This is a genomic window from Rhodococcus ruitaii, from assembly GCF_055230935.1.
Genome location: NZ_JBUYWC010000010.1, coordinates 1 through 25,012 on the forward strand (window position 1 = coordinate 1; position 25,012 = coordinate 25,012).

Consider the following 25,012-nt stretch of genomic DNA (forward strand, 5'->3'; position numbering starts at 1 on the left):
GCGGTCCATCGACGTCACCAGGTTCGGCGACACCACCCCCCGGATCATTCGAGAGACAGGGGCGAGAAGTCATACCGAACTTGGCGACCGTCACCCTGTGTTGCAGGGCTATGAAAAAGGTAACGGGGGGGAGCTGCGTGACGCTCCGTCCGAATTGTCCGGGCCGGTGGTCCGGACATGGCTTTGCCAGCCCTTTCGGTACTTCTGTAAAATTATTCGACCAAAGTATTGTGATCGCTATCGCACTCGTTTAGCGTTGAGGCAGTGCAAGTCGCACGCGGGTGTCATGTGCCCCATCAGCGGCTTGATGTCACCCGTGGGCGATGACCGAACTCTTGAGAGGAGACACTCAGTTGAGTGGACGCACAGCACTGGTGACCGGCGCGGGTGCCAACGTCGGACGGGCGATCGCATGTCGCCTGGCAGGTAACGAATCGGTGGCGCGCGTCATCGTCAACGACGTTAACTCGGAGAGTGCCACCAACGTCGCCGAAGAGATCTCTAAAGAGTTCTCCGTGGCAGCCGAGGCAATCGTCGCCGACCTGACCAAATGGTCAGAGGTCGAGGCCATGTTCGAACAGGCAGGCCAGGTCGACATCCTCGTGAACAATGCGGGTGTTCCTCCGAATTATCCTGCGCCGAAACTGTTCGTGGACACGACGCCGGATGACTGGCGACCGTGGATCGAACTCAATCTGCTCGGGGTGATGTATGCGACCCGGCTTGCGCTACCGGGAATGATCGCCGGCAATTGGGGCCGTGTGATCACGATCATCTCCGATGCCGGCCGGGTGGGAGAACCACGGATGGCGGCCTATGGAGCCGGAAAAGCCGGAGCCGGAGCGCTCATGCGAGGCGTAGCCCGCGAGGTCGGCCGCAACGGGGTCACCTGCAACAACATCGCGCTCGGGACGATGAGCAACGTCACCGCGCACCTCGACGAGGAACAGATCGCGAAGATGCTGAAAAACCATTACATCGTGCAACGCACGGGTGACTTCGAAGATCCGGCGGCCGCCGTCGGTTACCTCGCCTCGGATGATGCAAGCTGGGTGAGTGGGCAGACGCTCGCGGTCAACGGCGGATACTCGGTCACGCTGTGAGTGGGGTCGGAGAGGGTGTGCGATCGAAGCTCGTCGGTCACGTGCTCTGGGTGACACTGGATCGTCCGAGCAGCCTGAATGCTTTCGATTGGGCGGCTTACGAACAGCTGAAGACGCAGTGGGACAGGATCATCGACGACGACGAAGTGTGGGTCGGTGTGATCCGGGGGAGAGGGGATAGGGCCTTCTGCACCGGAGCCGACCTCAAGTCCCTGCCGCAGGAGATCACGGCGCGTCGCGACGCGGGTGATCCGGATGCCTATCCGCCCATCGCCTTCAACGACAGGTTTTGCCCGAAACCGCTGATCGCCTCCCTCAACGGTGACGCGATCGGTGGTGGGCTCGAACTGGCTCTGGCCTGCGACATCAGGATCGCCGCTTCCCATGCGCGGTTCGCGCTTCCCGAGGTGCGCTGGGGCGGGATGCCGGGGGCCGGTGGAACACAGCGTCTTCCCCGTGCGGTCCCCCCGTCGGTTGCGCTCGAATTGATGTTCTCGGCTCGGTTGATGCCGGCCCACGAGGCACTGCGGGTCGGGCTGGTCAATCAGGTTGTGGAGTCGGACGAGCTGGAAGCCACGACGGAGCAGGTGGTCGAGCGCATTGCTAGTCAGGCGCCGCTGGGTCTGCGCGGCATCAAACGGGCCACATACGCGGGACTCGATGCGCGCCTGGACCACGGGCTGGAGATCGAACGCACCGAGGCCGATGCGGTCATAGCCAGCGCAGACTACCGCGATGCCATGTCCGCCTTCGCAAGCGGCGCGAAACCCGAATGGAAGGGGCGCTGATGTCTGCCACTGAGACCCTGGCCCCCTCGTTCGATCCCGCCGTCCTGGAGGTCGCCGACGGATCGGTACGGCTGCTCGCTGCCCGGTGCACCGCGACCGACGATCATTCGTTTCCCTACAGCGACTTGTGCCCCCGATGCGGGGCGCCCACGGAGAAGGTTACCTTGCCGAACACCGGTGTGATTTATGCTTCCGTCCGTCTGGAGGCACCTCTGACCATGCACCCGGTGCCGACGTCGATCGTGCAAGTCGATTTGCTCGGTGTCACCGTGTCCGGATGGTTGCGCTCAGGGACCCCGGTTACCGGTTCTGCTGTCGAGATCCAGCCGCTGTCGGTGGAATCCGAGGGTACGGCAGTCACCGCATACTGCTTCGAATCGGTTGTGCAGCAAGAGGGGACGGGTCATGCGTGATGTTTATGTGTTGGGCACCGGCATGTACAAGTTCGGTAAGTATCCGGATATGCGCGGTGACGAACTCGGCGCTTTCGCGCTGCATGATGCCCTCGCGGATGCGGAAATCGAGTGGAACATGGTCGAGTCTGTCTTCGCGGGTCACGTGGATTCGGGGCTGAACTCTCCACTGGATCTGATCCATGCGTTCCCCTGGACCGGAGTTCCCGTCTACCGTGTCGAATGCGCATCCGCCACCGGTGCACTGGCTTTGGCTCGTTCGGTTCAGTCTGTGGCCAGCGGCGAGGTCGAGGTGGCCGCTGCGGTCGGCTACGAGCGGATGCTGTCCGGCGGTTTCGCAAACATGATGGGTAATGAGGGCGTCAACCTCCACAAGGTCTCCGGCTTCACGCCGCTGTCCACTTTCGGTCTCATGAAGCACCGGCGCATGACCGAATGGGGTGATACGGACGAGGTGTTCGCCCGGATCGTCGCCAAGAACTTCGGTAATGCAGCACGGAATCCCAAGGCGCAGAGACGGCGCACTGTGACGGTCGAGGATGTGCTGTCGTCGCCGCTCGTCGCCGACCCGCTCCATCGACTCGAGTTGTGTCCGGTCGGTGACGGGGCGGCGGCGGCGATCGTCGTGAGCGGCGATTTCATCGAGAAGTTCCCCGCCGTCCGGGCTGTGAAGGTGATCGCCTCGGCCTCGGTGTCGGACCGGTACCATCACTGGGGTCCATTCAACTCGAACGTCGAGAGTGCGGCCCGGGTGGCAAAGCTGGCCTACGAACAGGCGGGCATCGGACCCGAGGATCTTGATGTACTGGAACTCCACGACGCCGCATCCGTCGAGGAGCTGCTCTTCATTGAGCAGATCGGACTCGCGGAGGTCGGTGGCGGGGCCAAGCTCATCCTGGAGAACAAGACCGCTATCGGAGGGGTCACCGCCGTGAACCCGAGTGGTGGTCTCATCGCGCGCGGACACCCGGGTGGTCCGACAGGTCTCGCCCAGGTGTACGAAGTGGTCCAGCAGCTTCGCGGCGAGGCCGGTGACCGGCAACAGCCCGATGCCCGTATCGGGATGGCTCACATGATCGGTGGCATGGGGATGTGGTTCGCGCACATCTTCGAAAAGTGAAGAGGTAACTATGTTTGTCGATTACACACCCGACCACCTGCAGTTCAAGTACGCCGTCGAGGACTTCGTCGAGAAGAGGGTCCGCCCGCTCGCGTCCGAGTTCGATTTCGACGCACCCCTCAGCGCACCGCAGGTCCACGAACTTCTCGCGCGATTGGGCGGAGGTGTGATGGACGAGGTCCCTCGCACCGAGGACGACGAAATTGACTGGATCGCAGTCGGAATCCTGCTGGAGGCCCTCTCCACGGTCAGCGGCTCCCTGGCCTTTCTCGTCATCGAGTCGTTGACCTTCCCGGCTTCGCTGCATTCGCTACTCGGCGATGCCCAGCGTGCCAGGTACGGGCACCTGTTCGAGAAGGGTAAGCACCTCGCGAGCGCCTTCTCCGAGCCCGGGGCGGGATCGAACCCGTCGGAGATGATCACCAGGGCCCGACAAGACGGTGACGGCTGGGTGATCAACGGCACGAAACTGTGGTCCTCGGGGGCGGGGCAGGCGGACGGGGTCTTCGTGGCCTGTCAGGTCACCGATGACGACGGAACCTCACGAATCAGCATGTTCCTAGTCGATCGTGCCGCGACGCCCTACGAGACGAGCGACGTCTCCATGCTCGGACTGCGCAGCCATTCTCTGTCGGAGATCCGATTCGATAACGTCCGGGTCCCTGCAGAAGCCCTCGTCGGGGCTGACAGCAGGGGAGCGCGGATCCTCGGATACATGCTCCAGCGGGCTCGTTGCACGATGGGGGTCATCGCGGTCGGGATCGCTCAGCGCGCGCTCGACCTCGCCACCGCGTACGCGCGTGAGCGCACGCAGTTCGGCAAACCCATTGCGAGCTACCAGCTGGTCCAGAAATTGCTCGCCGACATGGCCACCGAGGTCACTCTCGGACGGCTGATCTCGTTCCGTGCTCTCACCAAACTGCACACGGGACAACGTGCTTCGGTGGAATCATCGATGGCGAAGTCCTATTGCGCCGAAATGGCCGGACGGGTGACGCGTGATGCCATCCAGGTCCACGGTGCCATGGGTCTCAGTAGCGAGTCCGAGGTCGAGCGGCTTTTCCGAGATGCACGGATGCTGACCATCCCGGACGGGACGACCCAAATCCAGACGCTGGTCATCGGGCGTGAACTGACCGGAATCTCGGCGATCGTATGACGGTGCCACTCGACTCGACGCGAGAGGGGACGCGATGAGTGCATCACCGCACGGAGCGGTGCGGTTACTGGACTTCACCGGCACCTTGCCGGGCCCGCTGGCCACTGCGGTCTTCGCGCAGCTCGGGGCGGAGGTATGGAAAGTGGAAGGACCGGGGCGACCGGATGTTTCGCGGTCACGACACTCATTCAAGTTTCTGAATGACGGCAAGTCGATGATCGAACTCGACCTCAAGGCCCCCGAGGATCGCACCTGCGCACTGGATCTCGCATCGCAAGCCGATGTGTTGGTAGAGGCCTTTCGGCCGGGGGTCATGCGCCGTCTCGGACTGGACTACGAGACGCTCGCGGCTGTGAATCCGCGCCTGATCTACTGCTCGATCTCAGGCTTCGGTCAGACTGGGGTCCTCAGCAACCGACCCGCACACGACATCGTGCCTCTCGCCCAGGCCGGCGTGATTAACCGACACCGAGATCGCCAGGGCGAATTGATCTGTGAGCCACTTCCTGGTCTGTTTGCCGACATCACATCGGCGCTGCTCGCGGTCATAGGTATCCAGGCCGCGTTAGCCGAGCGAGAATCAACCGGCCGCGGCCGGTATCTCGATATCTCGATGTCGGACGCAGCGCTGTTGTTGAACTCCGCTGACGTTGCGGACTCCGTGGCGACGCCCGACAGTGTCGACAGGCCGCTGGGTCAACGCTTGTCGCACTACGGGGTGTTTGCGTGCGCTGATGGTCGTCACCTGGTACTCGGCATCGCTCCTCACGAGGACAAGTTCTGGGAAGCGCTGTGCGTCGCGGTCGGTATCGACGAGGCATGGCGGGGCCTCGATTCGGGCGAGCGGGCTGACCGAGCCGAGTCTCTGCATACGATGTTGTCCGCCCACTTCAGTGCTCATTCGTTGAGTTACTGGATCGGGATGCTGGACGGGGTGGACATCCCTTGGGCCCCGGTCCGAACTGCCACTGAGGTGGTGGGTGATTCTCCTCAGAACGTCCCGGGCATGCCAGGGACGTTTATACCGATCGGGTTCACCGACCTGCCGAAGCGACAATCTGCAGGCCCTCCCGGGGCCGACACCGACGGTGTCCTCGCACAGATCTACGACGGCGCGTCGGATCACAGACGCGCACAGTACGACAGCACCAACAAGACAGGACTGCCATCATGAATCTCGCGTTTCTAGTAGCACGCGCCGCTCGCCTCTGGCCGGAGCGCGTCGCCGTTGTCGACGGTGACCGCACCCAGACCTTCTCGCAACTTGACGAGAATTCGTCACGTCTCGCCTCGGCATTACGGGCACGAGGTCTGGTCCGCGGTGACCGGGTCGCGATGCTCGTGGGTAATCAGACCGAGTGGTTCGAGATGACCCTGGGTGTAATGAAGGCTGGTCTGGTACGCACGTACCTGAACCCACGGTTCACCTCTTCCGAGGTCACTTACCAGCTAGCGCACTCAGGCGCGCGGCTCCTCATCGCGAGTGACGAGTTTATGCCTCTCCTCGACGGCGCCCAGAGCGACAGCCTCGAAGAGGTAATCGTAATCGGGGAGCAGTACGAGAAGTTGCTCGCCGCCGGCCAGCCCGATTTCCAGTTCGTCAACGTGCCAGACGAGTTCCCGATCGAGTTCCGTTACACCTCGGGTACCACCGGAAGTCCTAAGGGTGCAATCCTCACCCATGGTCAGTATCGCGCCCACGCCTACGGCATGATGTATCACACGAATTGGCGCGAGGACGACGTTCTTCTCCATGCGGGACCGCTAAGTCACTCGTCGGGTGGGATGGTCGTCGGCATGCTGGCCGCTGGCGGCAAGAACGTCATCCAGCGTGGATTCGACGTGGGTGACATGCTCCGCAACGTCGAGGAGCACAAGATCACGACGATGATCCTTGTTCCGACGATGATCTACATGCTCTTGGACAAGGTCGACGAACTCAAGGCCGACGTCTCATCGATCCGCAATATCCTCTACGCGGCGGCGCCGATGTCACCGGAGCGACTGGAACGGTGCCTCGAGATCTTCGGACCGGTTTTCGCCGGTGTCTTCGGAATGACCGAGTCTCTCGGGCCGACAACCTTCCTCCCGAAGGAGGAGCATGTTCCGGGTAGTCAGCGGCTTGCGTCGGTGGGTCGTCCGACCTCCTTCGGTGAGGCGCGGGTCGCCGACGCGGACGGAAATCCGGTGCCCGTGCGCGAGGTCGGCGAGCTGATGACTCGCGGGCCACTCGTCTTCAAGGAGTATTGGGAGAATGCCGAGGCTACGAAGAACGCGTTCACTGAAGACGGCTTCTTCCGCACCGGCGACATGGCCTGGATGGACGAAGGGGGCTACGTCTACATCGTCGATCGTCGAGCCGACAAGATCATTACCGGCGGGTTCAACGTCTACCCGGCGGAAGTCGAGCACGCGTTGCTGGCTCATGAAGCCGTCGCGGAGGCGATCGTCGTGGGCGTGGCCGACCCGACCTGGGGAGAGGCGGTCACCGCCATGGTTCGTCTGCACACCAGTCATGAGGCCACTGAGGAGGAGCTCCAGCAGTGGGTCCGCACCAATGTCGCGGGGTTCAAGGTGCCGAAGCGAGTACTCTTCTCGTCCGATGAGTTGCCGAAGAATCCCAACGGTAAGCTCCTCCGTCGTGTTGTCCGGGCAAATCTCAATGCGGAGGCCTGATGCGCAAACCGGTGACGCAGTAGACGAGGTCAATGCGGAATCGGTCGATCCGTGGTGGTTTCAGTACGCGCTTCGGCACCAACACGAGCAGCTGACCGCCCCCGTCGCCGACGCGCGGATCAGCTACCGGGCGTGGGGGCGCGTCGGCGATCCGGTGATCGTCCTGGTCCACGGAGGGCTCGCACACTCCGGGTGGTGGAATCACATTGGTCCACATCTCCGGGGATGGCGAGTGCTGGCACCGGATCTCGCAGGTCACGGTCACAGCGACTGGCGAGCCCCCTACTCGTGGGATTCGTGGGCCGACGACATCGCCGCCATGATCGCCGCGGAATCCGCATCGTCGGCGATGGTGGTGGGACACAGCCTCGGCGGCTGGGTGGCGATGAGGTTTGCGAACCGCCATTGCGACTTGGCCGCCGGGCTGGTCGTCGTCGACTCGGCAACGGGGGCCGAAGAGGTGCCCGCCCTGGGGCCGGTCGACGACCGCGGGGTGCCCCTTCGCCAGTTGCGACAGTCGCGGGAAGAGATGGTCAGTCGGTTCCGAGCATTGCCTGAAGATTCGGCGAGTCTCGACTTGTTGACCAAACGGATAGCCGAGGATTCGGTCACAAAGGTCGGTGGCCAGTGGGGTTGGCAGTTCGATCCGGCTGTCCTCACCATGCCACCCATGCGTGTGGATGAGATACGACCGATTGCCTGTCCGTCGGTGTTGGTGCGTGGCGGGCGGGGACTGGTGAGCCCGGAATTGCACAGACGCACTGCCGAAGCGTTGGGATCTCCGCTCATCGAAGAGGTCGTAAATGCCAGCGGGCACCATGTGATGCTTGACCGGCCGATGGAACTCGTCGGAATAGTGCGATGGCATACCGAGCGGTGGCGAGCTGAGTCCTGACTCAACGGGTAGTGAGCTGAGTAGGACTGTTCACCTGAGTTAGGACATTTCGCATAGTGCCCCATTTTGAGGCCGAGTTTCGCAAGAATTTCGTGCTGAACTGCAGGTATCTCGGGCGGGAAGTCTTCGGTGACACCATTGATGACGATGGTGGACGTCCGCAGTGGCCGAAGTTGCTTGACCAGCTTCGCGATCGCGATGCCGGTACGATCCTGGATCACGCGGGCAACGGCGAGCGCGGTGAACACGATGGTCAGGTGGGCATCGATCGCGTCATGCGTGCGGTGGAAGATCGGCCGAGCACGCAGGTCGGTCTTCGACATGCGGAATGACTGCTCGACATGCCACAGTCGTGATACTTCGCGATCAACTCGGGGAGGATGTCCCGAGTTCCGTGGAACTTCGGTGGCGGCCCGGTGAGCATCAGGCTGCGTTCACCTGATCATTGTGCACTATCGATGCGACGGTTTCAGCGAACTGGCGCTCCAGTGCGGCGCGGAGTATCGGAAGGTGCCGGTGACCATTGACGCGGCGGAACTGCCTACCGGCCTCGACCATCCCGGCAGCACACCAGCGCAACGCCATCTGCCCGTCACGCCAGCGTTTGACGTTCCTCGCGTGCTCGCGGCACACCGAAATCATCGACTCGACGGCGTTCGTCGAACGGAGCGTACGAGCGAGGGTGGACGGCACACCCATCGCAGCACGGTGAGCGTCTCGTCCAGACCCTCACACAGACTGGCCGCCGCCCCAGGATGGGTACGGTCGAGCTCCGTCGCCAGCGCCCGCAGCGCAGCCTCGACCTCGAGCGCCGAGTCCGCATGGTAGGCGTCGGTCATCTTGCGGCCCACGCTACTCCGAAGACGCTGCGGCAAATGGTCTTTCACGTTCCGAATCTTGTGCAGCTGGCAGCGTTGGATCACCGGCTTGTCGAGCACGTCGACCACCGCCTTGCGCAGCGCCTTGGATCCGTCGAGACCGACCAGCATCGGACGGGTGACGCCGCGGCCGCGTTCCCGCAGATCCACCAGCAGCCCGGAGACCAGGGTGGCGTTCTCGGTGGAGCCCTCCACCAACGCGAGGGGGTGCTTGTTCCCCTCGAGGTCGATGCCCAGGGCGACGATGCAGCATGATTCGGCGAAGTGCACCCCGTCGATCATCAACGCGACCAGGTCCAGCCCGGACAGATCCTTCGACAGCAGCTCGTCCAGAGCGGTCTCGGTCATCGCCACGAACTTCCGTGAGACCGCTGACGTGCTTGTCGCCGAGGATGTTTCGTTCATCCGTTCACCGACCGGTTCGAGGCCGACCGGATAGCGGCGCGTCGACAGGCCGGCGAGCATCTTCTCCATCGCCATCCTGCCCAAGACCTCGGTGAGGTGAACAACGTACGAGTCGATCGGGAGCTCACCGGATCCGTCAGCGGCCCGCACCCGTGGCCGCGACACCGGCACCCGCCGACCGCCGAGGGTCACCGAGCCGCGTTCACGGCCGTGACGGACCGCGGTGCGGGCCTGGTCGTGGCGGCCTTTCGGGCCGGCCAGTGCGGTCACGTCGGCGTCCATCAGGGCCTGCATGACCTGCAGGCCGGCGCCGACGGCCAGGGCGAGCAGTCCTTCCTGCATGTTTTCGGTGATCTCGGCTATCGCCACACTCACCTGTTCTGGCATCACGGGTGGTGTCGCGTGCACGGACCTGGTTCTGGCTACTCTTGCTCATGGCGGTCCCTTGCTGTTGGTGTGTCTTGGCAGACGCCCGATACCTACCACACGGCAGGTTTCGAGCTGGGGACCGCCACCTCAACTTCTACGAGACCCGGACAACCTCCAGCGGGCACCATGTGATGCTTGACCGGCCGATGGAACTCGTCGGAATAGTGCGATGGCATACCGAGCGGTGGCGAGCTGAGTCCTGACTCAACGGGTAGTGAGCTGAGTAGGACTGTTCAGGTGAGCCGCTCGGCAGCCGAAAGGATGCGTTCGGCTTGCAGGAAATGCGGAGCATCGAGCATTCGTCCGTCAACCGCGAGGACTCCCGCCTCGCGGTTGACGGCGAAAGCCTCGACAATTTTTGTAGCGTAGGCGATCTCGTCCTTCGTCGGCGTGAATGCATCGTTGATGACGTCGACCTGAGCGGGATGAACGGCGATCCGGCCACTGAAACCCTCTTTGCGAGCCTTCCGGCAGGCGTCGGCGAGTCCGTCGAGGTCTTTGAGATCCGAGTACAGGGTCTCGACAGCTGGCACGCCGGCCGCCGCGGCGGCCAGCAACAGCGAGGATCGAACCATCTGATAGGTGAATGCCCACGACCCATCGCATGTACGGTTGGTCGTTGCTCCGACAGCTGTGCTCAGATCTTCTGCTCCCCACGTCAATCCGTAAAGTCTGGGTACAGAATCCGTGGCGTACCGAGCGAGCTGCAAGCACGCGATCGGTGTCTCTGTTGCCACTGGAAGAATCTGAGTCGAACCCTTGTCCCGGCCGTAGGCCGTCTCGACGGCGTCGAGATAGTGGCCGATTTGCTCCACCTCGGCGGGACCCGACGACTTCGGGACGACCACACCGGCGGGCCCCGCCTCGATCACCGCTACAAGATCGTCGAGCAGGCGACCGGTCTCGAGTGCGTTCACCCGCACCCACAGCTGTGACGAGGACTCACCGCCGACCAGGTATTCGGCGACGAGCGCGCGCGCTTCGTCCTTCCTGGTTTCGACCACGGAATCCTCGAGATCGAGTATGAGAGCGTCGGCGCTGCTGTCGACCGCCTTCGCCAGCTTCTTCGGGTTGTCGCCGGGCACGAACAGGAACGATCGGAGGTCACTCATTTGGTGGGCTTCTTTCGTTGCAGTCCTGTTCGTTTGCATGAGGCGACGAGCTCATCCCGCTGGTTGTAGCCACGGTGAAGGAAGGTCACGATGCCCGCGTCCGGCCGCGAGCGGGAGTCCCGCAACTCCAGAACCTCGGTGACGACGTGGATGGTGTCACCGTGCAGAACAGGGTAGGGGAAGCGAACTTCGTCCCACCCGAGATTTGCCACAGCGGTTCCCAACGTAGTGTCGCCGACCGAGATCCCGACAATCAGGCCGAGGGTGAAGGCACTGTTGACGATGCGATGACCGAACTCGGTCTCCCTCATGTACTCCTCGTCGAGGTGTAGGAGCGCCGGATTGTGCGTCATGGCGGTGAACAGGATGTTGTCGGTCTCGGTCACGGTTCGCCGAATAGGATGGTTGAATCGTTGACCAACGACGAGTTCGTCGAACCAGACGCCTGTCATGTATTCCTCCGTAGGTGGTGTCGAGCTCTTGGCGAATTCAGTGCGCACGGGCGAATCCGAGTCGGTCTGCTTCTCGTTCGAGGTCTTCGCGAGCCGCGGGGGCCGCGATCTCGATCAGTCGGCGTGCACGCTCGGGCTCGGTACATCCGGTGAGATGGGCGATGCCGTGCTCGGTCACGACGGCGTCGATGTCCGACCGGGCGGTAGTGACCGCGCCCGTGACCCGAGGCACCACCGAAGAGTGCCCGTTGACCTCGGACCGAAGGGCGATGACCGATCGCGAACCACTGTGTGCAGCAGCGCGACTGAAGTCCGATTGTCCCCCGATCGCTCCTATGTAGCGGCCATCGATGGATTCGGCGCCTGCTTGACCGAGTAGATCGACCTGAAGGGCGGAATTGATGGACACGAGCGACGACAGCGCGCCCAGCGTTCGTGGCGAATGCGTATAGCTCGCCGCGTAAAAGTCGATCGGATAGTGACCGCGCTGGAGGCCTGAGTAGAGCGCCTGGGTGCCGAGCGCCGAACCTGTGACCACCCGACCACGATCTATTTCCTTTCGGTTGCCGGTGATCACACCGATCTCGATCAGGTGTACAACGCCGTCTGAGATCATCCCGGAATGGATTCCGAGTTCGTTGTGCGCCTCGAGGCAGCTGAGCACCGCCTCCGGAATCGTGCCCACGCCGAGTTGAATCGTGTCGCCATCCGCGATGAGCGACGCCACGTTCCGTGCGATTGCCATCTCGGCCGAATCGGCCGGGCGAGCGTTGGCCGTCGGCAGGCTGCGATCGGTTTCCACTACGGCGGCGAATCGTTCCAGAGGTACCGATGGGGCGCCGGTGGACGCCGGCATCTGAACATTGATCTCGGCGATCAGGGTACGAGCTGAAGCGATCGCGTCTCCCGCATAGTCGACGCCGATGCCAAGGGTGACCCGACCGGAAAGGTCGGGCGGTGACACCTGGATGAGTCCGACGTCGCTCGGGATTGACCTAGCAGCGAACAGGGCGGGCAGGCCGGAGTAGTGCGTGGGGATAATGGACAGTGCGCCGTTCTTGCTGAGGCGCCGGAGCTTCCCGAGCGCACCGTACGACATCAGTCGAATCTCTGATGGTAGATCAGTGGTCAACCGATCATTCCACGTCAGACCGCAGAATGCCGAGACGTGGCCGATCTCGGGTACTTGATCGATGAGTGCATTCACCAGCGGGATCGGTTCAGCCGCGCCTTGACTCCACCAAACCCCTGTACCGGGAGTGACGAATCGTGCCAGATCAATCATCGATACGCTGAATCAACGTCGCTGTCCCCAAGCCGCCCCCACAACACATGGTGACGAGCCCGAACTCGACTTGGCGTCGCTCCATCTCGGCAAGAATCGTTGCGAAAAGCCGAGAGCCAGTTGCGCCGACCGGATGGCCCAGCGCTATTGCACCGCCGTTGACGTTGACGCGGTCCATGTCAGGTTTCAGCTCACGCTCCCACGCGAGTACCACCGAGCTGAACGCTTCGTTGACCTCGAAGAGGTCGATGTCGTTTATACTCATGCCATTTCGTTCGAGTAAGCGCTTCGTGGCGGGAATTGGGCCAGTGAGCATGATGATCGGATCGACACCCACGGTCGTCTGGTCGTACACGCGAGCGCGAGGCCGAAGGCCGTGCTCACGGGTCGCTTCGCGCGAGGCGATGATGATGCCGGCGGCGCCGTCGCAGATCGGCGAAGACGTGCCCGCGGTGATCCGCCCGCTGTCTTGACGGAAGACCGGTTTGAGTTTTGCCAACGATTCCGACGTGGTCGTCCCGCGCACCGCTTGATCGGAGCGGCGGATCTCTCCGTCCAGGAACAACTCGATCATCTCGGCGTCGAAACGACCGTTCTCGATCGCGTCGTGAGCGAGTTGTTGGGACCGTACTGCGAACTCATCGAGTTCTGCGCGGTCGAGGTCCCACTTGGCGGCGATCAATTCCGCACTTTCGCCCTGCGTCACGAACGCATACAGGTCTCGGAGTTCGTCCGGCCACGGGTCGCCGTACAGTCGGGCGACCTCCGCAGGGGAGTTCATGGGCACGTGGTCCATGTGCTCCACGCCACCTGCGATCATCAGGTCGTGAGTACCGGACGACACCAACCCAGCTGCCATCTCGACAGCGGTCTGTGCGGAGCCGCAGCGGCGATCCAGGACAGTTGCCGGTACCTCGACGGGGTACCCCGCCTGGAGCCAGGCGTTGCGGCCGATGTTCCGGGACTGTTCGCCGAATGGTGCGGTGCAACCGATCACCAGATCCTCGATAGCATTTGGAGACAGTCCCGTCTTGTTCAACAACGCTGTGTAGACCGAACCGAGGATCTCGTTGGGATGCAGGTCGCGGTACCAACCCCGCTCGGGGTGAGATTTGCCCATGGGGGTCCGGAGCGCCTCGATGATCAGTGCCTCGCGGCCGCTGTCGAGAAATGGGTTGGCCATCAGATAACGATCCCTCCGTCGACGGCCAGGATCTGGCCGGTGATATAGCTTGCTGCGTCGGATGCGAAAAATACAAAGGCTCCTGCGACCTCGTCGGGTTCGGCCCAGCGGCGCATCGCGATCCGCTCGAGTTGCTTGGCTGCAAGTTTCTCGTTGGTCCGAACGGTTTCGGTCATCGCGGTGGCAGCCAGTGGGGCAAGAGCGTTTACGGTGATTTGTCGCCGCGCCAGTTCCTTGGCCAGAGACTTCGTCAGACCGATGATCCCGGCCTTCGCGGCACCGTAATTGGCCTGGCCGATGGTTCCGGTCAGGCCGGCCGCCGAGGTGACGTTGATGATCCGGCCGGTGCCGTCATCCGGCAGAAGTGGGACTGCTGCCTGCGCGCAGTGGAACGATCCCATGAGGTGGGTATCTAGGACGAAGCGGAATGCTTCCTCGGTCATCTTCGGAAACATCGCTGGCGAGGTGGAGCCGGCCATGTTCACCACGATGTTCACCTGGCCATTCCCGAGGGCGGCGGTCGCTGCTGCTGCGACGTCGACGCGGTCCCTGTCGGTGACGTCGAGTGCGAAGGCTTGCGCAGTGCCCCCATCGATCACGATTCGTTCGGCGACGGCGGACGCTGCCGCCTCGTCGAGGTCTGTCACGAGCACCGAGGCACCGGCCGCCGCCAGAGCTCGACTGACGGCTGCCCCGATTCCGCCTCCGGCGCCGGTCACCAATGCGGTGCGGTTGTCCAACCTGAACATCAGTAGCTCCTGGGCAGTTTGAGGACGTGCTCGCCGAGATAGTTGAGCACCATCTCCTGACTGAGGGGTGCGATGCGTAGAAGTCGGGCCTCGCGGAAGTACCGAGCGACGTGGTACTCCTCGGCGTACCCCATCCCGCCGTGGGTCTGCAGAGCCCGGTCCGCGGCGTCGAAACCGGCGTCCGCGCACAAATACTTGGCGGTGTTGGCCTCTCGAGCACAAGGTTTTCCGTTGTCGTATAGCCAGGTTGCCTTTCGCAGGGTCAGCTCGCCCGCGTCCAGTCGCGCCAGCGAATCCGCGAGTGGGAACTGCAATCCCTGGTTCTTCCCGATCGGTCTCCCGAATACCTCGCGCTGGCTCGCGTACTGGACGCCACGACGCAAGGCTGCGCGTCCGAGTCCGAGGGCCTCGGACGCCACTAGCATCCTTTCCGGGTTCAACCCATCCAGGATGTACCTGAAGCCGCGCCCCTCTTCTCCGACTCTGTCCTCGTCGGGGATGAACAGGTCGTCGATGAACACCTCGTTGGAGGTGACCGCGTTTCGGCCCATTTTTTTGATCGACTTGATGGTGATGGCGTCCTGTTTGACATCGGTCAGGAACAGGGTCAGTCCATCGGTCTTCTTCTCCACCTGGTCGAACTTCGTGGTTCGGGTGAGTAGCAGGATCTTATCCGACTCTTGTGCTTTGGAGATCCACACCTTGCGACCGTTGACCACGTACCCGCCTTCGACCTTGCGCGCGAAAGTGGTCAGTCGAGTGGTGTCGAGGCCTGCGCCCGGCTCGGTGACGCCGAAGCATACGTGCAGATCCCCGCTGACAACCTTCGGCAGGGTCCGCTGTTTGAGTTCGTCGGAACCGTGAACGATCACCGGATGCATACCGAAGATAGTCAGATGCATACTGCTGGCGGCATTCATGCCGCCTCCGGACGCGGAGACCTCTTCGAGGATCAAGGACGCTTCGGTGATCCCCAGTCCGTGGCCGCCGTACTCCTCTGGGGCGGTGACGCCCAGCCAGCCGCCATCGGCAAAGGTCTTGTAGAACTCGTCCGGGAACTCATGTGCGGCGTCTCGTTCCGCCCAATACTCGTCGCCGAACTTCGCTGCCAGTTCGGCGACCGTGTGCTTGATGGTCTGCTGGTCCGCGGTCAGTTCGAAGTCCACGCCTTACCTCCACAACTCGATTATTGGAGCAAACATACTAAAGGACAGACCAAAAAGACACGTTTTCTGCGAGATTTGTGGGCGATTGGGGGTAGTCCACTGGCCGTCCGGTCAAATCGGACATCATGCGTCATCAATGGCCACTTTGCACCTGACCTGAGCCGCCGCTGTCATGCACACCGAACTGTCGGCCAGTAGCCGTATCTCCAACAGTGCGAATTCGTTCGTCTCATCCCAGGCGTCCACTACGCCTTCGACTGACAGGGTCACCCCGGGGTGGACGGGGGTGCGGTAGCGAACTTCGTACGAAGCGAGGTGTTCGACACCGAAGAGGTCGGTGAGCCAGCCGGCCACGATTGCCGCCTGGAGTTGGCCCATCGCAACCAGATCGGGAAAACCTGCCCGCCGCGCGGCGTCGAGATCGTGATGGAGCGGATTGAAATCGCCGGAGGCTCCGGCGAACCGGACGATGTCGGTAACCGTGAGGGGGCCGATCGTCCTGCCCGGAAGTGCGGCTGTCGGGGATACGCGTCTCGGCTCTCGGTTCGTCACGGCAGCGGCCTTTCGATCAGTTCCTCGTCGACGATGACGACTGGGTCCCCGTCATCCGTGGCGTATACGGTCTGTAGCGCCACGATGGTCAGGGTTTGATCCCGCTTGTTCTGCACGGTGCGTCGTTCGACCACGCGGCGGGTACCGGTCAGCTGGGTAGGCGCACACACCGGCCGCAGGTAGGTCCATCTGACCGAGCCCACTACGATTCGCGCGATGTCGAGATCTAGCTGTTGAACGAAACCTTCTTGGTCGCGCTGGTGTGCGGCGGTGACCACGTAGGTCGCCGGCGCCGGGATGCCGATGAAGCCGGCTGCTCGTGCTGCGTCTTCGTCGTGGTGCACCGTATCGGTGGTGAACGATGCGCGGATCAGCTCGCGGATCTTGCCCCGCTCCACGGGCACGAGCACACGATCGAGGGTTGGTCCGGTGGTTCCCGGAGCGCTCGACATCAGTTTGGTCATACCAATAGTATAGTTGGACGTATAGGAGGATGGAATACACGATGAGTACCTATGTGTGGCGACCGACCCAGGAATATCTCGACGATGCGAACGTCCAGCGACTGATCCGCTGCACGGGCACGAGCTCGATCGGCGAACTGCGAGATTGGGCAGTCCGCCATCCTGACCAGTTCTGGGACGTCGTGGCCGCCGACCTCGGAATCGAGTTCCGGCACCCGTACTCGCATGTCCTCGACATAGGTCGCGGCGCGGCGTGGGCGGATTGGTTCGTCGGTGGACAGATGAACGTGGTGGACACCTGTCTCCGCCGCTGGCTTCAGGACGATGCGGTGGCCGAGAGCCCCGCGATCGTCCACTCCTCGGAAACGGGTCGCGTCGAACAGATTTCGTATCGCGAACTGGCTGATCAGATAGCGCGGGTTGCGGGTGGTCTGCGTCGTCTCGGGGTGGCCCGGGGTGACCGAGTGGCGCTGTATGTGCCAATGATCTCCGAGGCTGTGGTGGCTCTGTATGCCGTGGTATCGCTGGGCGCCGTGCTCGTCCCGTTGTTCTCGGGTTTCGCCCCCAACGCGGTGGCGTCGAGGATCCGGGACTCAGGCGCGAAGGTGCTGATCACGGCGGACGGCACGATCCGGCGCGGGCAGCGAGTCGACCTATTGGAATCGGTGGGCAAGGCGGTGGACGGGCTCGACGACATCGAGCACGTCGTAGTAGTCGCGAACACGACCGCCGCACCGGAGGTCCCGGCAACGATCGCGCCCTACCTCTCGTGGTGGTCGGAGCTGCGGGCGCAGGGGGCCGGTGGCGTCCTCGAGGTCGAGGCCATGGGTTCGGCGGACCCGCTGCTTCTGGCATATACCTCGGGTACGACGGGCAAGCCGAAGGGTGCTGTGCACACTCACCCGGGATTCCTCGTGAAAGTGGCAAGTGAGGTCGCCTATTCGTTCGATGTGAAACGCGGTGACGTCTTCTGCTGGATCACCGACATGGGGTGGGTGATGGGACCGCTGTCCATACTCGGCACCCACGCAAACGGTGCCACTTTGGCTCTTTTCGAGGGCAGTCCGGACACCCCGGACAACGACCGGCTATGGCGTCTGGTGGAGGCGATCGGCATCACGATGCTCGGAGTCTCGCCCACTCTGATCCGGACGTTCCGAGCACCGGAGGCCGCTGCACGCTGCGATCTGTCGTCTGTGCGTGTCATCGGCTCCACGGGTGAACCCTGGGATGAGGACACCTACGACTGGATGGCCCGTGACCTGTTCGGTGGTCGCGTACCGGTCATCAACTTCTCCGGCGGGACGGAGGTGGGCGGCTCCTTCCTGGCGCCCTATCCGGTCGAGGACATTCCGAGTTGTTCGCTCGGCGGACCCTCGCTCGGCATGGATGTCGCCGTGGTGGATGCCGACGGCGCTGCAGTACAGGGTGTGGTCGGGGAGCTGGTCTGCCGTCAACCGTGGCCGTCGATGACGCGGGGTATCTGGAAAGACGACGATCGTTATATCGCGACCTACTGGTCGACCTTTCCGGGCACATGGAATCACGGAGACCATGCGATCGTCGATGAGGACGGACAGTGGTACATCCTCGGACGATCGGACGATGTGATCAACGTGGCGGGCAAGCGTTTGTCACCGGGTGAGGTCGAATCCATCGTCCTCAGGCACGACTCGGTCGCAGAATGTGCGGTCGTCGGAGTGCCCGATTCGTCGAAAGGCGAAGTTGTGTACGCATTCTGGGTAGCGGCACCGGGATCGTCCGATGACGTCTCCGACACCGTTCGCCAGATGGTGGCCGAGGAACTGGGTAAGCCGTTTGCTCCCTCGGTTGTCAGGCGTGTGAGCTCGTTACCCAAAACGACCTCGGGGAAGGTCATGCGGCGGACCATCCGCTCGTTCGTGACCGGCGCCGATCCCGGTGACACCACAGGCACGGGCGACGCCGTCTGGCCCGAAGAGTTCGTACGGTGAGCGACGACACGCCGGCCTTTGACGAGCCGGTGCGACTCGCGATGCGTGACCACGTCGCGGTCCTGACGTTGAATCGACCGGAGCGCCGAAACGCCATTTCCGATGGGATGCGGAGGGCTCTTCGAGATCACTTGGAGGCACTGTCCGGTGACGATGACGTGCGGGTGGTCGTGCTGACGGGGGCCGGTTCGAGTTTCTGTGCGGGTGGCGACTTCAAGGCGATGGGCGAGCGAAACGACGGAGCGGTCACGCTCGACGAACGACGCGCCCATTATGAGCGGGAAACCGCAGCGACGGCACTCAGGCTGGCGGAGTTCGTCAAACCTGTTGTCGCGGCCGTCAACGGGCCGGCAATCGGAGCAGGTCTCGGCATCGCTCTCCTCTGCGACATACGGGTCTGCTCCACGAATGCTGTTCTCTCCGCACCATTCACGCGATTCGGACTGGGACCCGACTGGGCTGTTGCTGCGACCCTCAAGATGATTGTGGGTGAGGAGCGGGCGTACCGGATCCTGATGGCCGGCGAATCGGTCACGGGAAGCGAGGCTTCGGCGTTGGGCCTCGTAAGCGAGGTGACGGACGAAACAGCGGTGCTCGAGCGCGCGCTCGTCATCGCGAACGAGATCGGTCTGGCGGCTCCGCTTGCTGCACAGGCGACAAAGGCCCAGCTGGCCGCATCGAAGGTCGACCTCGTCCGCGCAGCACTCCGGATCGAGTCCGAGGATCAGCCGCGATTGGCAATGTCAACCGACCATCGCGAAGCGCTGACGGCGAGGAGCGAACGGCGCCGACCGCGCTTTCTGGGCAAGTAGATGTCGTAAAGTCTTGCACATCCAGGTACTGGTCCACTGTTTACAATGGTCTAACCATTTGTTACATTCAGTGCAGATCTAAGCCGTTCTAAAACCGGATTCCGCAGCGGACGCGCTGTCCTCAGGGCGTGTCGGTCCGCTGAGATCGATTGGACATTAGATGACCTCGGAAACCGCGCCGTATCTCAGGGTCCTCGCTCGCCAGCTGTACGATGTCGCGGCGCGGTCAACCGACCGCGCCACACAGATCGCCCTCCGTCAGGCGACGCTGATGCTCGACGTGATCGCGACCGATTTGAGCGTTCTGCCCCAGCTCGAAGCAGTGGACAGCTACGAGTATGCGCGAACGAAAGACGAAGTTGTCTCGGTTCTTATCGCTACCGGTGCTGATCCGAGACTCGTCGGGCGCCTCCGCCGACTTGACGCGGTGCATACGAACTTCGATGCGATCGTGCAAGCAGTCGGTACCGCAACCGCCGAGTTGGTGTCGTCGACAGACAAAAGCGCTCTGGCGCTGATCGAACGCATCGCCGCGCTTGAAACCATTCGACAAGACGTGCGGCACGCTGCGATACACGAAGCGGTCGGCGGCCGGACGTCGGATGGTGATCGGGACGGCGCAACGGCGGTGATGACGCAGCCGCAGCAAGTGCGGTTGGCCGCATTCCTGGCTGACAGCGCAGGTCTGCCGCCTGAGACGATCGACATCGCCGGCGTCGATGTCATACCGGGTGGACTTTCGAAGCAGACCGTCCGAGTGAAACTCGCTGGCAACAGCAAACTTCCAGCGTCTGTTGTACTTCGGATCGACAAGAGCGCCAACTTCAACGATTCGCGTGTGGGTGATGAGTACATACTTCTCGAGAAACTGTTCGCCGCGGGGGTTCCGGTTCCCCGGCCAATCGCGAACTGCGCGGATCCGGCCGTGCTGGGCTGGCGCTTCATTGTTGTCGAGCATCTGAGTGGCACCAATGTAGGAAACGCGCATGATGTTGACGACCCGAGTCGCGAACTGGGCTTCAGCTTGGCTGAGACCCTCGCGAGACTCCACGCAGTTGATCCCGCCTCGGTTCCGTCACTCGCGGGCACTGGCCGAAGTGTGGCTGAGAAGCTTGCAGAGGAAATCGCGGAAATCGAGAGGCAGTGGTCGGTCACCGGCTACTCCTCGATCGCAATGGACATCGGCCTGCGATGGCTACAGAGCAATTTGGACGTGGTCAACGAAACGAAATCCGTCATACATCGAGATGTCGGGTGTCACAACTTCCTGGTGGCAGGCAAGTCGATTAGCGGACTTTTGGATTGGGAGCTCGCGGCAATCGGAAACCCCGCCGAAGACTTAGGGTACGTGTACGACACCGTCACCGAGATGATCTCCTGGAGCGAATTCGTCGAGCGATACCAACAGCTTGGGGGACCCGCACCGACCGAAGACGAGGTCTTCTTCTTTCGGTTGTGGAGAGAAGTCAGACTGGTGGCTCTCACGACCATGGCCAAGGGGTACATCACCGAAGGACTGACTTCGGACATGGCGCTCGCCTATGGCACGAAGTACCCGCTACAACGCGTCGAACACAGGGTGTCGCAGCTCGTTTACGAGTTGAGTCAGCGGATGCTGGCGCAAGCAACCCACTAGCGAGGGCAAGTGGCGACCGCGTTGAACTCGCTGATTCTGAACTCATAAGGAGCACAATGCTGATCCCGGCGGACGACCTGCCGATCCATCAAACACCTGAGCCGTTGAGCTATCTGGCGACATCGGAGCGGAACACATACGAGCGCTATCTCTTCAACGGGTACAGCCGCGAAGAGGGGTACTACTTCGGAATCGCTTTTGCCGTTTACCCGCATCTTGAGGTGATGGACTGCGCCATAAGCATCGTCACGAGTGACGGAAAGCAGGAGAGCTATCGTGCATCTCGTGCGTGCTCGGGAGACAGAACCGACACTCGGGTGGGGCCCTTCTCTTTGACCCTCGAGGCGCCGATGCGACGACTGAGAATCGCCCTCGACGAGAATGCAACCGGAATCTCTGCGGATCTGCTTTTCGTCGCACGAACCGTCGCCTGCGAGGAACCGGCAGACGACGTACGGCGTGGTTCGCGGGTGATCATGCGTAACTCGAGGTATCTGCAATTCGGTTCGTGGTCCGGGAGCATCATCATCGACGGTCAGCGTCGTCGGGTCGATCCGTCGGATGTGTTCGGTATCCGCGACCGGTCATGGGGTTGGAGGCAGGTCGGTGAACCCGAGACAGGCGGTGCGGCTCACAAGGTGAGCCTAACGGGGAACCAGAGATACAACGTGTGGGCGCCGGTTCACTGGGAAGATCATTGTTCCGTGTGGGGATCGCACGAAGATGTCGAGGGCAAGAAATACAAGGCATTTGCGCAATTGTTCACAACCCATCGACGCGAGGCGGATTTCGACCCCATCAACGCATCTGAAGTTGCCGATATTAGTGCTGGCCATCACGAACTAAGATTCCATTCTGGAACACGCTACGTACGTGGGGGAGCCTTCCAGATGTCCGACAATGGAGGTGTCACGACAAACGTAACATTTGATACGCGAGCCCGTTTTCACATGAAGGGCCTCGGCTACTGGCACCCGCAGTGGGGCCACGGAATGTGGCATGGAGAATTCGAGGAAACCCGCGAATCTTGGGATGTAAACACGCTTAATCCCCGGGATCCTGCGAATCTTCACATCCAGCATTTTGCGACCTTCAAGGATGATATGGGTAATAGCGGGTGGGGAACGTTCGAACAGTTCATATTTGGACCGCACAAGCCGAGCGAACTAACGGGGCTGGTTGACCCCGCACCTTAAGGAAACCGGATTACGCTGGTATAGATGACTCCCGGCACATGTAAACAAAGCCACGAGTAGTTAAGAGGAAAAACAATGAAGACAACCGCCGCTGTGCTTTGGGAAGCGCCCGGAGATTGGAAAGTTCAAGAAGTAGAGCTGGATGGTCCCGGCCCTACTGAGATTCTCGTAGAGATGGCTTACGCCGGACTCTGCCATTCCGATGACCACTATGCGATGGGCGACGTCACCGTCGGTGTTTATCCGTTTGTCGGAGGACACGAGGGCGCGGGGGTGGTGCTCGAGGTCGGCAGTGAAGTCCATGACTTCCAGCCGGGTGATCATGTGATCACTTCATTCATTCCAGCGTGCGGTCAATGTCGGTGGTGTGCGTCCGGAAACCAGAATCTCTGCGACAACGGAATGATGATGCTGTCCGGTGCACAGTTGGATGGAACATTCCGCATGAAGGCGGACGGTGTCGATACCGGCACGGCGGGGGGACTGGGAACCTTTGCGCGACACCAGATTGTCGACCAGCTATCTGCAATCAAGATCGATCAAGCGGTCCCCATGGACGCTGCCTGCCTTGTGACATGTGGCGTCGCGACCGGTTACGGTTCTGCGGTCAACGGTGCTGAGGTGACGCCGGGCGATGTCGTGCTGATTATCGGCGCAGGCGGAGTCGGTATGAATGCTGTTCAGGGTGCAGCAGGTGCCGGCGCTTCGAAAGTCGTTGTCGTAGACAGCGCGGACAGCAAAAAGGACTATGCACCACAGTTCGGGGCGACCGAGGTGTTTAACGACTTCACCAATGCTGACGAGTTCGTGAAGAGCATCACAAACGGGCAGGGCGCGGACTCTGCCATTCTAACAGTCGGCATCGTAACAAACGAACTCATTGGCCAGGCATATGCTGCTATCCGGAAGGGCGGCACGGTCGTCGTTGTAGGGATGAGCAACGAGTCGGAGGAATCGGTCATCCCCGGACTCAATGCGATTGGCATCGGTATGTTTCAAAAGCGGATTCAAGGCGTTCTCTATGGTATGAGTTCGCCGCGTGCCGCGATGCCGCGCCTGCTGTCTCAGTACGTGAATGGGTCATTGAAGTTAGACGAACTGATTACCAAACGGTATCCGCTGGAGGACATCAACCGTGGCTATTCAGACATGAGGGCGGGCATCAATGTCCGCGGCATCATCGAGTTCTGACCTAATGGCAACACCGTTCAGTTAGGCGGATCTACGGCATCGTGTCGGCGTGCCGCGTAGTCATGGACAGATACTCACCGAAATTTCGGTGTGCGTCTGTCCAATGGTGGTTCGCGGATGAGCGGCGAGCCGGGTTACGCGCCCTGCCAGACCGTGTCGAACGGGGTGTGCGCCGACACGCGACCCTTGATGCCGTTCGTAACGAAATCTTTTGCGGCCTTGACTGCTTCGGCTACTTCGGTGCCCTTAGCAAGCTCCGCGGTGATTGCCGCTGCCAGCGTGCACCCGGCCCCCGAGACGCGCTCGTTGCCGACCTTCGGTGCGGTCAGGAGTGTGACGTTCTCGCCGTCGAACAACACGTCGACCGCTTCGTCGCCGGGTAGCTCCACGCCGCCCTTTGCCACCACGTACTTCGGGCCGAGGTCGTGAATGCGGCGGGCCGCTTCGGTCAAATCTTCGATGGACTCGATGGAGTCCATCCCCGATAGCGTCTGAGCTTCGAAGAGGTTCGGAGTGATCACCGTTGCGTGGGGCAGGATCTGCTGACGCAGCGCATTGTCGGTGTCGAGCGCGGCACCGGGCTCTTGGCCCTTGCAGATCAGGACGGGATCGAGCACCACGTGCCGCCAGGCTTGCTTGCTCAGCCCTTCCGCGACCACGTCGATGGTGGCGGGTGTGCCGAGCATTCCGATCTTCACGACGTCCAGATCATGCGTGGACGTGGCGGCCTCGATCTGCTCGGCGATGACCTCGGCGGGCACCGGGAAGAAGCGGTGCCCCCAGTTGTTCTTCGGATCGAACGAGACGATGCAGGTCGCCGTGCCGACGCCGTAGACACCGAGCTGCTGGAACGTCTTGAGATCAACCTGCAGGCCTGCGCCGCCGGTCGCTTCCGACCCTGCGATGACGTATGCGAGATCGACCACTGTGCGTTCTCCGTTCGATATCGGGAAGACGAAACCCGAACTGTTTCGTCGAACGACCAGGTTACAACCGGCGGTCGGACGTCCGCCGGTTGCATCGCTCAGAGCGTCCGAAGCGAACCCCTGCGTGTCACCTGCTGACCAGCTGAGACGCCACCGCGGTGCCAGCGGCGACCACGCCGACCGCCGGCCAGGCACCGATCTGCTTCGCCAAGGGATGGGAGGCGCCGAACGCGCCCACGTAAGTGGCGACCAGTGCCGCGGTGCGAGCAGGACCACTCGTGCGCGCCCAATGCGTCCCACACACGGCGCCGACCACGCCGAGTACTGCGCCGCCGAGCGGACGATTGCCGGTTCGGCGTGCAACGGCGTAGCCGCCGACGAGCCCGCCTGCGGCGAGGGCGGACACGGCGGTCTTGTTCAGTGCCATGAAGTCTCCTTCTGGTTGTTTG

The 25,012-nt window shown here is 62.1% G+C and carries 23 protein-coding genes and 2 pseudogenes; 13 read left to right on the top strand and 12 right to left on the bottom strand.

Annotated features, from left to right (window positions below):
* The first annotated feature begins 353 nt into the window (after positions 1 to 353).
* The 8 genes from ACZI8W_RS14140 to ACZI8W_RS14175 are packed head-to-tail and all read left to right on the top strand — an operon-like array spanning position 354 to position 8,154.
* Entirely contained in the window at positions 354 to 1,103 is a 750-nt protein-coding gene (locus ACZI8W_RS14140; RefSeq protein ID WP_463369131.1) for an SDR family NAD(P)-dependent oxidoreductase, read from the top strand.
* Positions 1,104 to 1,120: 17 nt separating this feature from the next.
* Complete coding sequence (locus ACZI8W_RS14145; RefSeq protein WP_463369132.1) at positions 1,121 to 1,891, top strand: enoyl-CoA hydratase/isomerase family protein; 771 nt, start codon at positions 1,121 to 1,123, stop codon at positions 1,889 to 1,891.
* Entirely contained in the window at positions 1,891 to 2,304 is a 414-nt protein-coding gene (locus tag ACZI8W_RS14150) for a Zn-ribbon domain-containing OB-fold protein (protein WP_463369133.1), read from the top strand. The genes ACZI8W_RS14145 and ACZI8W_RS14150 overlap by 1 nt, the downstream gene beginning before the upstream one ends.
* Positions 2,297 to 3,424 carry a thiolase family protein gene (locus ACZI8W_RS14155; protein ID WP_463369134.1) on the top strand — a complete coding sequence of 376 codons (1,128 nt, stop codon included), beginning with the start codon at positions 2,297 to 2,299 and terminating at the stop codon, positions 3,422 to 3,424. Before ACZI8W_RS14150 ends, ACZI8W_RS14155 begins: the two co-directional genes overlap by 8 nt.
* Before the next feature lie 10 nt (positions 3,425 to 3,434).
* A complete protein-coding gene (locus ACZI8W_RS14160) occupies positions 3,435 to 4,583 on the top strand; it encodes an acyl-CoA dehydrogenase family protein (protein ID WP_463369135.1) in 1,149 nt (382 codons plus the stop codon).
* Positions 4,584 to 4,617: 34 nt separating this feature from the next.
* On the top strand, positions 4,618 to 5,757 hold the full coding sequence (locus ACZI8W_RS14165; protein ID WP_463369136.1) for a CaiB/BaiF CoA transferase family protein: 1,140 nt from the start codon (positions 4,618 to 4,620) through the stop codon (positions 5,755 to 5,757).
* Positions 5,754 to 7,259, top strand: coding sequence for a class I adenylate-forming enzyme family protein (locus ACZI8W_RS14170; protein ID WP_463369137.1), 1,506 nt, complete (start codon positions 5,754 to 5,756; stop codon positions 7,257 to 7,259). Before ACZI8W_RS14165 ends, ACZI8W_RS14170 begins: the two co-directional genes overlap by 4 nt.
* Positions 7,246 to 8,154 (top strand): alpha/beta fold hydrolase, encoded by a 909-nt coding sequence (locus ACZI8W_RS14175; RefSeq protein WP_463369353.1) that lies wholly within the window; start codon positions 7,246 to 7,248, stop codon positions 8,152 to 8,154. Before ACZI8W_RS14170 ends, ACZI8W_RS14175 begins: the two co-directional genes overlap by 14 nt.
* 56 nt (positions 8,155 to 8,210) lie before the next feature.
* On the opposite strand, the pseudogene ACZI8W_RS14180 reads toward ACZI8W_RS14175, so the two are convergent.
* The 10 genes and pseudogenes from ACZI8W_RS14180 to ACZI8W_RS14225 all read right to left on the bottom strand — a co-directional run.
* A pseudogene (locus ACZI8W_RS14180) lies at positions 8,211 to 8,527 on the bottom strand (IS1634 family transposase); the annotation flags it as partial.
* A gap of 50 nt (positions 8,528 to 8,577) precedes the next feature.
* A pseudogene (locus tag ACZI8W_RS14185) lies at positions 8,578 to 9,779 on the bottom strand (IS256 family transposase).
* Between the two features lie 320 nt (positions 9,780 to 10,099).
* A complete protein-coding gene (locus tag ACZI8W_RS14190) occupies positions 10,100 to 10,978 on the bottom strand; it encodes an HpcH/HpaI aldolase/citrate lyase family protein (protein WP_463369138.1) in 879 nt (292 codons plus the stop codon).
* A complete protein-coding gene (locus ACZI8W_RS14195; RefSeq protein WP_463369139.1) occupies positions 10,975 to 11,430 on the bottom strand; it encodes a MaoC family dehydratase in 456 nt (151 codons plus the stop codon). Before ACZI8W_RS14195 ends, ACZI8W_RS14190 begins: the two co-directional genes overlap by 4 nt.
* Before the next feature lie 37 nt (positions 11,431 to 11,467).
* Positions 11,468 to 12,715: an acetyl-CoA hydrolase/transferase family protein gene (locus ACZI8W_RS14200; protein ID WP_463369140.1), complete on the bottom strand. Its 1,248-nt coding sequence runs from the start codon at positions 12,713 to 12,715 to the stop codon at positions 11,468 to 11,470.
* The gene (locus ACZI8W_RS14205) at positions 12,708 to 13,898 is read right to left on the bottom strand and encodes a thiolase family protein (RefSeq protein WP_463369141.1); all 1,191 of its coding nucleotides are present in this window, start codon (positions 13,896 to 13,898) and stop codon (positions 12,708 to 12,710) included. Before ACZI8W_RS14205 ends, ACZI8W_RS14200 begins: the two co-directional genes overlap by 8 nt.
* A complete protein-coding gene (locus tag ACZI8W_RS14210; protein ID WP_463369142.1) occupies positions 13,898 to 14,647 on the bottom strand; it encodes an SDR family NAD(P)-dependent oxidoreductase in 750 nt (249 codons plus the stop codon). The genes ACZI8W_RS14205 and ACZI8W_RS14210 overlap by 1 nt, the downstream gene beginning before the upstream one ends.
* On the bottom strand, positions 14,647 to 15,813 hold the full coding sequence (locus tag ACZI8W_RS14215) for an acyl-CoA dehydrogenase family protein (RefSeq protein WP_463369143.1): 1,167 nt from the start codon (positions 15,811 to 15,813) through the stop codon (positions 14,647 to 14,649). Before ACZI8W_RS14215 ends, ACZI8W_RS14210 begins: the two co-directional genes overlap by 1 nt.
* A gap of 123 nt (positions 15,814 to 15,936) precedes the next feature.
* Positions 15,937 to 16,365, bottom strand: a complete 429-nt coding sequence (locus ACZI8W_RS14220) for a MaoC family dehydratase (RefSeq protein WP_463369144.1) — start codon at positions 16,363 to 16,365, stop codon at positions 15,937 to 15,939.
* A complete protein-coding gene (locus tag ACZI8W_RS14225) occupies positions 16,362 to 16,829 on the bottom strand; it encodes an FAS1-like dehydratase domain-containing protein (RefSeq protein ID WP_463369145.1) in 468 nt (155 codons plus the stop codon). Before ACZI8W_RS14225 ends, ACZI8W_RS14220 begins: the two co-directional genes overlap by 4 nt.
* A gap of 41 nt (positions 16,830 to 16,870) precedes the next feature.
* Between ACZI8W_RS14225 and ACZI8W_RS14230 the strand changes: the two genes are divergently transcribed.
* The 5 genes from ACZI8W_RS14230 (at position 16,871) to ACZI8W_RS14250 (ending at position 23,637) form a co-directional block, all read left to right on the top strand.
* Positions 16,871 to 18,802: an AMP-binding protein gene (locus ACZI8W_RS14230; protein WP_463369146.1), complete on the top strand. Its 1,932-nt coding sequence runs from the start codon at positions 16,871 to 16,873 to the stop codon at positions 18,800 to 18,802.
* Entirely contained in the window at positions 18,799 to 19,614 is an 816-nt protein-coding gene (locus ACZI8W_RS14235; RefSeq protein WP_463369147.1) for an enoyl-CoA hydratase/isomerase family protein, read from the top strand. The genes ACZI8W_RS14230 and ACZI8W_RS14235 overlap by 4 nt, the downstream gene beginning before the upstream one ends.
* Before the next feature lie 160 nt (positions 19,615 to 19,774).
* Positions 19,775 to 21,250: a phosphotransferase family protein gene (locus tag ACZI8W_RS14240; protein ID WP_463369148.1), complete on the top strand. Its 1,476-nt coding sequence runs from the start codon at positions 19,775 to 19,777 to the stop codon at positions 21,248 to 21,250.
* 56 nt (positions 21,251 to 21,306) lie between these two features.
* Positions 21,307 to 22,446, top strand: a complete 1,140-nt coding sequence (locus ACZI8W_RS14245; RefSeq protein WP_463369149.1) for an Rv3169 family protein — start codon at positions 21,307 to 21,309, stop codon at positions 22,444 to 22,446.
* 75 nt (positions 22,447 to 22,521) lie between these two features.
* Positions 22,522 to 23,637, top strand: coding sequence for an NDMA-dependent alcohol dehydrogenase (locus ACZI8W_RS14250; protein ID WP_463369150.1), 1,116 nt, complete (start codon positions 22,522 to 22,524; stop codon positions 23,635 to 23,637).
* 134 nt (positions 23,638 to 23,771) lie between these two features.
* Here ACZI8W_RS14250 and thiD read toward each other — a convergent pair whose 3' ends face one another.
* Both thiD and ACZI8W_RS14260 read right to left on the bottom strand, forming a co-directional pair.
* Positions 23,772 to 24,563, bottom strand: a complete 792-nt coding sequence (gene thiD / locus ACZI8W_RS14255) for a bifunctional hydroxymethylpyrimidine kinase/phosphomethylpyrimidine kinase (protein WP_463369151.1) — start codon at positions 24,561 to 24,563, stop codon at positions 23,772 to 23,774.
* Positions 24,564 to 24,690: 127 nt separating this feature from the next.
* Entirely contained in the window at positions 24,691 to 24,990 is a 300-nt protein-coding gene (locus tag ACZI8W_RS14260; RefSeq protein WP_463369152.1) for a hypothetical protein, read from the bottom strand.
* Positions 24,991 to 25,012 lie beyond the last annotated feature (22 nt).